This is a genomic window from uncultured Porphyromonas sp., assembly GCF_947254915.1.
Taxonomy (GTDB): domain Bacteria; phylum Bacteroidota; class Bacteroidia; order Bacteroidales; family Porphyromonadaceae; genus Porphyromonas.
On record NZ_CAMYEZ010000080.1, the window covers coordinates 1 to 10,570 of the forward strand.

The 10,570-nt window shown below is 53.0% G+C and carries 10 protein-coding genes and 1 pseudogene; 9 read left to right on the top strand and 2 right to left on the bottom strand.

Features of this window, described 5'->3' with window-relative positions:
• The first annotated feature begins 508 nt into the window (after positions 1–508).
• The 9 genes from Q0X57_RS05750 (at position 509) to Q0X57_RS05790 (ending at position 8,877) form a co-directional block, all read left to right on the top strand.
• The gene (locus Q0X57_RS05750; RefSeq protein WP_297728875.1) at positions 509–1,030 is read left to right on the top strand and encodes a dihydrofolate reductase; all 522 of its coding nucleotides are present in this window, start codon (positions 509–511) and stop codon (positions 1,028–1,030) included.
• Positions 1,023–2,402 (top strand): histidine--tRNA ligase, encoded by a 1,380-nt coding sequence (gene hisS, locus Q0X57_RS05755; RefSeq protein ID WP_297728877.1) that lies wholly within the window; start codon positions 1,023–1,025, stop codon positions 2,400–2,402. The genes Q0X57_RS05750 and hisS overlap by 8 nt, the downstream gene beginning before the upstream one ends.
• Before the next feature lie 77 nt (positions 2,403–2,479).
• Entirely contained in the window at positions 2,480–3,070 is a 591-nt protein-coding gene (locus tag Q0X57_RS05760; protein ID WP_297728879.1) for an FKBP-type peptidyl-prolyl cis-trans isomerase, read from the top strand.
• A 15-nt stretch (positions 3,071–3,085) separates the two neighbouring features.
• Entirely contained in the window at positions 3,086–3,811 is a 726-nt protein-coding gene (locus Q0X57_RS05765) for an FKBP-type peptidyl-prolyl cis-trans isomerase (protein ID WP_297728881.1), read from the top strand.
• 36 nt (positions 3,812–3,847) lie between these two features.
• A complete protein-coding gene (locus Q0X57_RS05770) occupies positions 3,848–4,705 on the top strand; it encodes an FKBP-type peptidyl-prolyl cis-trans isomerase (RefSeq protein ID WP_297728883.1) in 858 nt (285 codons plus the stop codon).
• 415 nt (positions 4,706–5,120) lie between these two features.
• The gene (locus tag Q0X57_RS05775) at positions 5,121–6,329 is read left to right on the top strand and encodes an 8-amino-7-oxononanoate synthase (protein ID WP_297728885.1); all 1,209 of its coding nucleotides are present in this window, start codon (positions 5,121–5,123) and stop codon (positions 6,327–6,329) included.
• Between the two features lie 5 nt (positions 6,330–6,334).
• Positions 6,335–7,048 carry a pimeloyl-ACP methyl esterase BioG family protein gene (locus tag Q0X57_RS05780; protein ID WP_297728887.1) on the top strand — a complete coding sequence of 238 codons (714 nt, stop codon included), beginning with the start codon at positions 6,335–6,337 and terminating at the stop codon, positions 7,046–7,048.
• Between the two features lie 30 nt (positions 7,049–7,078).
• Complete coding sequence (locus tag Q0X57_RS05785; protein ID WP_297728889.1) at positions 7,079–7,852, top strand: methyltransferase domain-containing protein; 774 nt, start codon at positions 7,079–7,081, stop codon at positions 7,850–7,852.
• Positions 7,849–8,877: a TlpA disulfide reductase family protein gene (locus Q0X57_RS05790; protein ID WP_297728892.1), complete on the top strand. Its 1,029-nt coding sequence runs from the start codon at positions 7,849–7,851 to the stop codon at positions 8,875–8,877. The genes Q0X57_RS05785 and Q0X57_RS05790 overlap by 4 nt, the downstream gene beginning before the upstream one ends.
• 369 nt (positions 8,878–9,246) lie before the next feature.
• On the opposite strand, the gene Q0X57_RS05795 is transcribed toward Q0X57_RS05790, so the two are convergent.
• Both Q0X57_RS05795 and Q0X57_RS05800 read right to left on the bottom strand, forming a co-directional pair.
• Entirely contained in the window at positions 9,247–10,056 is an 810-nt protein-coding gene (locus Q0X57_RS05795) for an MBL fold metallo-hydrolase (RefSeq protein ID WP_297728895.1), read from the bottom strand.
• A pseudogene (locus tag Q0X57_RS05800) lies at positions 10,053–10,570 on the bottom strand (L-asparaginase 1); the annotation flags it as partial. The gene Q0X57_RS05795 and the pseudogene Q0X57_RS05800, both read right to left, overlap by 4 nt.

Here is a 10,570-nt window from a genome sequence, read left to right on the forward strand (position 1 = left end):
ACCAAGGACCCCCTGATTAACAGTCAGATGCTCTAACCAACTGAGCTAAGGAAGCGTTTCAAATGTGAGTGCAAAGGTAATACTTTTCTCCAATACCTGCAAATAGTCGCCACCCCAACTTTTGCAAACTTCACAGAAAACCAAATCAACGACCTGACGTATACCCACTTACAAACAAGAACCTATCGTTTTTTTAGGCTAAGGCAATGACCCAGCGAAGTGACCCTTAGGGGAAAATCTAGAATAGCTCCGTAGAAAACGGAAATCCTCCACGGAGGACCAAAATAAAAGTTCGGAAGAATGAAATGGAACTTCGGAGGAAAGGGATTGAAGTTCGGAAGAATTTTTCCGATCCTCGCTGGGGAATAAAAAAATCCCCACGAAGAATTTGCATAGTTCTTCGTGGGGAGTTGAGAAAGGCTACGATTGCCTTCGCTTTTCAAGGCTGGTCTACAAACGATATACGGCATTTTTTCGTACCTTAGCCCCCAAATCAGTTCGTCTGAAGATGGAAATATGGATTATAGTGGCGACAGCCCGAGACAGAGCTATAGGACGTGACGGTACGATGCCGTGGCATCTGAGCGATGATTTGCGCCGATTTAAGGCAACAACGACGGGATATGCGGTCATTATGGGGCGACACACGTGGGACTCCATAGGCGCTCGACCTCTGCCCAATCGCTGTAACATAGTAGTCTCTCGCACGCTACCCGAAGGCGACGCCGAGACGCACTATGTCGCCTCCACTCTAGAGCAGGCCTTGCAGCACTGTCAGCAGGCGGGCTACGATCGAGTCTACATAATGGGTGGCGGTATGCTCTACAAGAGTGGTCTACCCTACGCTACGCACCTTAATCTGACAATGGTTGACACGATTGTACCTGATGCCGACACGCATTTCCCAGAGATTGACCTGGCGAAGTGGTCCATGCTCAAGGAGGCTCACTACCCAGCCGACGAGCGCAACGACTATCCTGTGTCACAGACGCTATACAAACGAATCGAAACGGCTAAACGCTATGAATAAACCTTCGATACCTAAGGGGACACGAGACTTTGGCGCTGAGGAGATGCGCCGGCGCAATTATATATTTGAGACGATACGCTCCGTCTTCGCGCTCTATGGGTTTGAGCAGATTGAGACGCCCGCTATGGAGCAACTCACCACGCTCACAGGTAAGTACGGTGTAGAGGGAGATCGGCTACTCTTTAAGATACTAAACTCGGGAGACTATAAGGCGGGCATTGATGCGGAGACCTTTACGGAGGAGTCTCCAGCAGCGTTGGCAGCGCGCCTCTGTGAGCGAGGTCTGCGCTACGATCTGACCGTGCCCTTCGCTCGTTATGTGGTGATGCACCGTAACGAACTCACTTTCCCATTCAAGCGCTACCAGATGCAACCCGTATGGCGTGCCGACAGACCGCAGAAGGGGCGCTATCGTGAGTTTTACCAGTGCGATGCCGACGTCATCGGTACCGACTCACTAATGCCTGAGGTGGACTTTGTCTATATGATTGACGAAGTCTTCCGTCGGCTCAAACTCCGCACGACGCTCCTACTCAACAACCGCAAGATACTAGCGGGCATCGCTGAGGTGATCAAGGCTCCAGACCGCTTGGCTCAGTTGACCATCTGCATGGACAAGCTGGACAAGACATCCGTAGAGGCGGTCTTGGCGGATCTCGTCGAGAGTGGCTTTGCCCCAGAATCGCTAGAGCCCGTTCGCAAGGTACTGACGCTGGAGGGAAGCAATCGCGACAAGGTGGCTGTGCTCAAGCAACTACTCGCTGACTCCGAGATAGGGCTCAAGGGACTGGAGGAACTTGAGTACGTCCTCAACCATGTTGACACGAGCGACCTGATGACCGAACTAACCTTCTCGCCTTCGCTGGCTCGTGGACTAGACTACTACACAGGCGCCATCCTGGAGGTCAAGTCGCTTGATGCACCGATGGGCTCGATCTCAGGAGGTGGCCGCTACGACAACTTGACTGGCATCTTCGGACTAGAGGGTGTCTCAGGCGTCGGCATCTCCTTTGGTGCCGAGCGCATCTACGACATTATGCTGTCGCTGGGTATGTTTGACACAGCTATGGAGCCTGAAGAGCGGATTATGATCGTAAACTTTGGCGAGGAGGAACTCCAGAAACTACTACCCATTGCGCATCAGCTACGCCGTGCAGGGCTCGCCACGGAGGTCTATCCTTCAGCGGACAAAATGAAGAAACAGCTCTCCTATGCCAATAGCCGAGGCTGTCGCCACGTCATCATCGCAGGTAGCCAAGAGCTTAACGAGGGCAAGGTCTCTATCAAGGACATGACCCTCGGCACACAGCAAGAGTGCCCGCTCAATGAGATCGTGTCTCGCCTAAAGGAGTCACTCACCGTCAATCATTAGAAGGCTCATCTCGTGGAGAATTGCTACCTTTGCAGGAGTATTTTTCATCTAAAGATCAAAGACTGAACATTCCCCCTATGCCACAAGACGAAGTAAGCTATGCGCTAGGACTAAGCATCGGACAGAACTTCAAAGCGTCCGGAATCAAGGCTATTACCTCCGAAGACTTCATCGCAGGTCTCCAAGACGCTCTCGCTGAGCGTGAGCCTCAGCTGACCAACGAGCGAGCTCGTGAGGTGATCAACCAACTGTTCACGCGCCTACAGCAAGAAGAGGCAGAGCTCAACGCAGCTGCTGGCAAGGAGTACCAAGAGATCATGCGCCACAAGAGTGGTGTCGTGACGCTCCCCAGTGGACTACAATACGAGATCATCAAGGAGGGCAAGGGCGCTAAGCCTAAAGCTACCGACAAGGTACGTGTACACTACCACGGCACGCTCATCAATGGGGTTGTCTTCGACAGTTCCGTAGAGCGTGGCGAGCCCGCCGAGTTTCCCCTCAATGCGGTCATCCCTGGCTGGACGGAGATCCTACAGCTGATGCCCGTGGGCAGTAAGTGGCGCGTCGTAATTCCCTCGAAACTAGCTTACGGGAGCCGTGGTGCTGGCGACGTGATTCGCCCCAATATGACGCTTATCTTTGAGATTGAGCTACTAGACATCGTATAGACACACTAAAGACTTATGACACATCGCATCCTAACCGCTGCGCTGACGCTACTTGTGAGCGTAGGTGCACTCACAGCGACTGAGCCTCCACGTCTCACCTCTGCCGCTGATACGGCAGCCTATGCACTTGGTGTAGCGAATGGTGTAGGCTTTGGGCAGAGCTTGACTCAAATGCCTGGAGACCCCATCAATAAAGAGTTGCTCCTAGCAGGCTTTACGGCAGCTTTTCTAGAGCAGCCCACAGTTATGACCAGTGAGGAGGCGCAAGCCTTTCTCTCTACCTACTTCCAGCAGCTGGAAGAGCGTATAGCGCAGGAGACAAAGGAGAAGAACGAGGCTTTCCTCAAGAGCAATGGCGAGCGCCCTGGAGTCAAGACGACCCAGAGCGGACTACAGTATGAGATCATCAAGGAGGGCAAAGGTCCCCGTCCTACGGTCGAGGACACGGTCCGTGTACACTACACGGGTACGCTCATTGATGGGACTAAGTTCGACAGCTCCGTAGATCGTGGCGAGCCCACTAAGTTTGGTCTCCTACAGGTGATCCCAGGCTGGACTGAGGGCCTATGCCTACTACCACAGGGCAGCAAGGCTAAGCTCTACATCCCAGCACGTCTAGCCTACGGCGAGCGTGGCGCGGGGAGACTGATTCCGCCCAATGCTACGCTCATCTTTGAGATTGAGCTACTAGAGGTCATCAAGGGCAAGCCTATCCCCTTGGCCACCCCAACAGAGAAATAACTATAACGCAAACAAACATCCTAAATACAACTTACAATGAAGAAATCAATTCTCTCACTCCTTGCAGTGGTTGCAATGGTCTGCACCTTTGCTAGCTGTAACAAGACAGCTCAGAAGAGTGATACCAACGATGAGCTATCAGCTATGAGCGATAGCGTGGCTATGATTCAGGGCTATATGACTGGTCAGCAGCTCGGTCAGCAGTTTATGATGATGGCTATGCAGGGTATGCCTGTAGACACCGTTGAGTTCCTCAAGGGCTTCAAGAAGGGTATCGCCGACACCACCAAGTTTTCCTACTACGCTGGTCAGATCCAGGGTGCGCAGACCGCTATGAGCCTTATGAAGGACGGCATAGACACCAAGCTTTTTGCTGAGTATCTGGAGTACGCTCTCAAGGGAGACACGACCAAGATGACAATGGGTCAAGAGGAGGCTTACACATTCCTACAGAACTACTACCAAAAGAAGCAGGAGATTGAGAATAAGGCGAAGTACGGCAAGAACATTGAGGAGGGCGAAAAGGCCATCAAGGAGTTTGCTAAGCAAGACGGCGTTATGACGACAAAGTCTGGTCTCGCTTATCGCTACACGACGAAGGGTACAGGCAAGTCTCCTGTAGATGGCGACAAGGTCAAGGTCACTTACCGTGGTACGCTCATCAACGGCACTGAGTTTGACAAGAGCGAGGAGCCTGTAGAGTTCGGAGTAAACCAAGTTATCCCTGGCTGGACCGAGCTTCTCAAGCTCATGAAGGTGGGTGACCAGGTAACCGCTTACATTCCTTACGACCTAGCTTACGGAGCTAATGGGAGCGGTTCTTCTATTGAGCCATTCTCTACGCTTATCTTTGACGTGACTCTACTAGAGGTGATTCCCGCAGAGAAGAAGTAACCAGCGCAACGCTCCGTCGCCACGCATGACTACTCAAACAAACTCATGCGTCTGACGAATCTAGACCTACACAGTATCTAGCGTTGGCACACGTCGTGCTACTAGATTCTGTGTAGGTCTATTCATAAGAAAAGGAAGTCTCTCTTCATAGACTCACTTTGGGAAGGCACTTTTGGGTCCAATATTCGTTATCACCTTGCCAATACCTAGTTAATAGACAGCGCAAAGGTAGTAAGAGAGCCCACAGAGCGTGAAGTGTGGTGCGCTCAGCAGCGGGCTGTAATCCGCAAGCGTCTCAACAGCCCTTAGAGAAGAGCCACACAACAAATGTATCAAACCTATAGGTCGCATAACCCATAGGCTAAGCACAACAGCTCCCCTTCCAGGAATAAATGTAAATACTGAGCTAAGGCTTATGTCTCACTTCGAGTCACATATAGAGCAGATCCTCGCCACACTACGTGACGAGCAGGCGCTCCGCACACTCACCCCTATTGAACTTCTAGAGGATGGCCACTATGCAGCACTCAACGATGCGCACCCTCAGCCTCTCATCAACCTCAATAGCAACGACTACCTAGCTCTCCACGACGCTAGCTGTCACTTTGCCGATGAAACTGACCTGACTAATAGCTTACGGACGCTCTCTGCGGGAGATCTAGGCTCTACCTCTTCACGCTTGCTCTCGGGAGATCGGACAGTGATGCACCAGCTGGAGGGGCTCATCGCTAAGTCCTTACAGCACGAGATGGCCTTGCTCTTCAACAGTGGCTACCACGCCAACGTGGGCATCCTGCCAGCGCTCAAGCTCCCAGGCATGGTGGTGATAGCAGACAAACTGATCCACGCCAGTATGATCGACGGGATACGGCTCTCGGGCTTGCCCTTCGAGCGCTTTCGTCACAACGACGTAGCGCAGCTCCAGCGTCTCATTGAAAAGCATCACAGCGCCGAGAGTTGCCAGCATATCATCGTTATGGCGGAGAGCATCTACAGTATGGACGGGGATCTGGCTCCGCTACAAGAGTTCGTAGCACTCAAGCAGCAATACCCCAAGGTGGCTCTCTATATAGACGAAGCGCACGCCATCGGCGTCCGAGGAGCGCATGGCTATGGGCTGTGCGAAGAGCTAGGCTTACTCTCCGATATTGACCTGCTGGTCGGTACCTTCGGCAAGGCACTCGGATCTATGGGAGCTTATGTCGCCTGCTCCGAGGCGGTACGCACACTACTCATCACCCGCTCACGGAGCCTCATCTACTCGACCATGCTACCCCCGCTCATCATCCAGTGGGTACTAGCTGTCTGGCAAGCGCTCCCCACATTCACCCAGCGCAGAGCGCACCTAGCAAAGCTACAGCAACTGCTCACCGATGAGCTAGCCCCGCTACCAACTCAACTACTCCCCACCCCTCACAGCCACATCATACCGCTCCTCTGCGGGAGTCGTGAGCGAGCGAGAGCCATCGCACAGGCGCTCCACGAGGAGGGTTACTTCATCCGCCCTATTATGTCTCCGACCGTACCAGTCGGCTCAGAGCGTCTGAGGATCTCACTGACCGCTGGACTCACCACCGCTGAGGTCAGGCAGCTTTGCAAAATCATCCTAACGCATCTTGCCTAGCCACTATGCAGTATACCTTCCAGCGAAACAGAGACCAGTCTTCCTCCCGCCAACTCATCCTATACTTCTGCGGATGGGGTATGACCCCTGACACCGTCTCTCACCTAGCTTTGCCACCAGCGTGTGATCTACTCTCACTGTACGACTACCGCACCCTCGAGCTGAGCGACGACCTCGCAGACTTACCCTGGAGCTCCTACCAGACGGTCACTATCGTAGCTTGGTCGCTAGGCGTCTGGGCTACCGAGCAGGTTGTACCGCACTGGTCTGCACTCCCCTCCGCACGACGCCTCATAGCAGTCGCTGGCTCTCCCTATCCTATGCACGACTTGTGGGGTATACCCAGAGCAATCTTTATAGGGACGCTAGAAGGACTAACTGACGAAAACCGCCAGCGCTTCAATCGCCGCATGTGTGGAGGCAAGCGATACAAGCAGCTCTACGAAATCCTCTCCGAGCGCCCCACCGCAGAGCTTCGTGACGAACTGCAGGCGGTCTACGATAGCATCACTGCCTCCGAAGAGCCCGAGACGAAGCCCCACTCCCGCTTAGCTTGGGATCTAGCCATCATCGGAGCGCACGATCAGATCTTCCCAGCAACCAACCTCTCCACCCTATGGCAGGCTCTGTATGTACCAACTAAGCTACTCCCCAACGGGTACCACTACCTCTTTGATATGTGGCACTCGTGGCGTGAGCTGTGGGAGTACCTAGAGTAACCCAACGAGCCTTACCACTCATCTGTGTCTATGACCTCTCTAGCCCAACAGTTTGACCGTGCTGCTTCGCATTACAACGAAGCAGCCGAGCCACAGCGACTCGTCATTGATCGACTCGTACAGCTGATCGATGAGCATCTCCCCAAGGCGAAGCGACACTTCGCTCACGCCTTTGAGCTGGGCACAGGCTCAGGACTGCTGACGGAGCGTATAGATCAGCTCCTCCAGATAGACCACTGGACTCTTGCCGACCTCTCCCCAGCACTCCTAGCGCAAGTACCACGCCTGAGAGACCCACACCCCGAGATGCGAGTCGGGGATGCTTCCGAGCTCTCTCTAGAGGGACTTGGCATTGACCTCTTCGTATCCAGCAGTGCCATACAGTGGCTCTCCAACCCCTGCGCCTACTTACAGCGCATCGTCTGCGAGCTCTCCGATGGGGCGATGCTAGCCGTCAGCACCTTCGGTCCAGACAACCTCCTTGAGCTACGACAACTCACCGGTCAGGGGCTACACTACCCCTCGCTAGCCACCTGGCATAGCACGCTCCAGCAAATCGGGATCCCCTATGAGATACATACGGAGCGACTCGTCATCCCCTTTGCCGATCCTCTAGCTGTCCTAAAGCACCTCCATCATACGGGTACCGCACAGCTACCAGATGCGCCACAGGTGATACACACCCCCAATCAGCTTAGAAGCTTTACAAAAAGATATATTATTAACTTTGCAGACGAAACAGGGCAAGTGCCCCTCACCTTCCACCCGATTTATATCATCTTAAATAAAAATCATACTGTATGAAACGAATCATATCCCTCTCCTCTCTACTGGTCGTAGTCGGTTCGCTCCTGATACTGAGTAGCTGTAATCAAGACAAGAAGAATACGCTACAGCTCCATGGACTCGGAGACAACCTATCTGGTCTAACAGCCTATCTCTACGATGAGGCCGACCCCAAGACACCCATTGACAGTATCATCATCAGAGATACCGTAGCCAGTCTCTCGCTAGACAACCTCAAGAAGGGCTATCTCTACCTCCTCACCTGCGAGGGGACACCGCTCAACGCTCAGTTTGTCTATGAGGAGACCCCTCTAGAGTACACTTTCAGCAATGGTCACGTCAGTGGCTCTCCCGCCAACGATGCCTGCAACGCCTTTGAGCAAGACATTATGGTAATCATGCAGGCCGACTCTATCGACAAAGCTGCTGGTCAAGCCATCGTCCGTAAGTATATCGCAGAGCAAAAAGACAACCCACTCGTACTCCGTGCTATGCAGTACGCTATGTACCTCTTTGACGACCTCACAGAGTTTCAGAAGCCTCTTGAGGAGATGGGCGAAAACGTCAAGCGACTCCCAAGCTATACAAGCCTTGTAGAGCTAATCCAAGGAATGATCAATACAAAGCCAGGCAAGGCCTTTGCAGACTTTGAGGGTATCACCACAGATGGTGAGCGGGTCAAGCTCTCGGACTACGTAGGTCAGGGACAGTATGCGCTCGTAGACTTTTGGGCATCTTGGTGCGGTCCCTGCCGTCGGGAGATACCCACACTCATTGAGATGCACAAGAAGTACAAAGACAAGGGGCTACTCGTACTCGGAGTCGGCGTATGGGAGGATAGCCACGAGATCCATCTACAAGCGGTCAAGGAGCTACAGATACCCTACCCACAGATCTACGATGATCAGAATAGTCACGCCACCTCACTGTACGGCATCATGGGCATCCCACAGATTATGCTCATAGGACCTGATGGCATCATCATACAGCGCGACCTACGCGGAGAGCAGATTGACGAGATCCTCCGCCAGATATACAAGTAGAGACTATTGCAACAGCCTCATCATAGAGTCTCCACCTGGTGCTACCAGGTGGAGACTCTTTTTTCTGCCGACAACGGACAAAATCACTAGAGATGGGTGCACTTGTCTCCTAATTTCTAACCTCTTATCTCTTTCCTCCCGAGAAAAATCCCAATAGCTCCGTAGAAAACAAAAAATTCCCACGGAGGGGCGAAATAAAACTTCGGAAGAATGAAATGAAACTTCGGAAGAAAGAAATCAAAGTTCCGAAGAGTTTTTCCGTTCCTCCGTAGAGGATAAAAAACAGCCACGGGGGAGATTTACTATTTCCTCCGTGTCTCTATACGGGTAGCACGACGATTTCAACAAAAAAGATTCAAGGCTAGACAATTAAGTCTCTAGCAGATACATGGGGCTGCAGTGATTGCGCTGCAAGGGGGTGACGTAGACATCCTTACCGACACGGATCCCCTCAGCAAAGAGGCGAATGTCAAAAGTCTTGCGCACCAGCTCCGGGTGGTTATTCTCCTTGCTCAAGTGGCAGAGGAAGACATTGCGCATCGTAGGGCGCCAGATACGACAGAGGAACTCCACCGACTCAGCATTGCTCAGATGCCCGAGCGGGCCACTGATCCGCTTCTTGAGAAAGGGCGGGTACTTACCGATCCGCAGCATCTCGGTGTCGTAGTTTGACTCCAGCACCAGATGATGCGCCATACTAGCGTAGCGCTCTATCGTAGGGGTCAGGTGCCCTATGTCTGTCGCTAGTGTAAAAGAAAAGCCATCCTCCGAAGAGATATGGTACCCCACATTGTCAGCACTATCATGTGGCACAGAGAAAGGGGTCACCACCAGTCCAATCAGTTCAAAGGGTACCTCAGGCTCGATCGCATAGCGCCTATCGTGCTGAATGCGCTCCATACCTCTCATATGATCCAGACCACACTGCACAGGCAGCGTCGCATAGACTGGCAGCTGGTAGCGATTCGCCAACTTACCCACAGTACGCGCATGGTCGGCATGATTGTGCGTCAGGAGGATTGCCTGCACATCGTGCTCTATAGAGAGCGACGCTTGCTCTAGTCCAGCCTTGATATCATAGAGGGCTATACCCGCATCTATGAGGAGACCCTGCCCGTCGTGCTCAAGGTAGTAGCAGTTGCCCGTGCTACCACTCGCCAGGCTCATAAAGCGTATCATATCGTCAGCTCGCCACGCAGAGAGACTTGCATCAGATGAGCCACCTCCTCTTGAGATAGATCCTGCGCTAGGAGGTACATGAGCTTCGTCGTGGCACTCTCGGTAGTCATATCACCACCACCTATGACACCCGTCTGACTGAGCACATTGCCCGTCTCGTAGCGTCCCATGACAACAGACCCAGAGTAGCACTGCGTCACATTGACGATCGTGATGCCACGAGCTACAGCCCCTTTGATGGCAGAGAGGAAAGCTTCGTCCGTTGGCGCATTGCCACTGCCGAAGGTTTCTAGCACCACCCCTCTAAGGTCTGGCATGCGGAGGATATGATCTAGGAGCGAGGCCGATAGCCCAGGAAACAGCTTGAGCACGACCACATGCCCATCGAAGGCTGGTCGCCACGCTTGCGATAAGTCAGGCTCCTCAAAGCCTATGACACTCGGACTATACTTGATATCAATCCCAGCGAAGGCTAGGTGCGGATAGTTTGGTGAGGCAAACGCCTCAAAGTGCT

Excerpts from the sequence above, each read along its gene's own strand:
- Q0X57_RS05750 (WP_297728875.1), top strand. The coding sequence starts at position 509 with ATGGAAATATGGATTATAGTGGCGACAGCCCGAGACAGAGCTATAGGA.
- hisS (WP_297728877.1), top strand. The coding sequence starts at position 1,023 with ATGAATAAACCTTCGATACCTAAGGGGACACGAGACTTTGGCGCTGAG.
- Q0X57_RS05760 (WP_297728879.1), top strand. The coding sequence starts at position 2,480 with ATGCCACAAGACGAAGTAAGCTATGCGCTAGGACTAAGCATCGGACAG.
- Q0X57_RS05765 (WP_297728881.1), top strand. The coding sequence starts at position 3,086 with ATGACACATCGCATCCTAACCGCTGCGCTGACGCTACTTGTGAGCGTA.
- Q0X57_RS05770 (WP_297728883.1), top strand. The coding sequence starts at position 3,848 with ATGAAGAAATCAATTCTCTCACTCCTTGCAGTGGTTGCAATGGTCTGC.
- Q0X57_RS05775 (WP_297728885.1), top strand. The coding sequence starts at position 5,121 with ATGTCTCACTTCGAGTCACATATAGAGCAGATCCTCGCCACACTACGT.
- Q0X57_RS05780 (WP_297728887.1), top strand. The coding sequence starts at position 6,335 with ATGCAGTATACCTTCCAGCGAAACAGAGACCAGTCTTCCTCCCGCCAA.
- Q0X57_RS05785 (WP_297728889.1), top strand. The coding sequence starts at position 7,079 with ATGACCTCTCTAGCCCAACAGTTTGACCGTGCTGCTTCGCATTACAAC.
- Q0X57_RS05790 (WP_297728892.1), top strand. The coding sequence starts at position 7,849 with ATGAAACGAATCATATCCCTCTCCTCTCTACTGGTCGTAGTCGGTTCG.
- Q0X57_RS05795 (WP_297728895.1), bottom strand. The coding sequence starts at position 10,056 with ATGATACGCTTTATGAGCCTGGCGAGTGGTAGCACGGGCAACTGCTAC.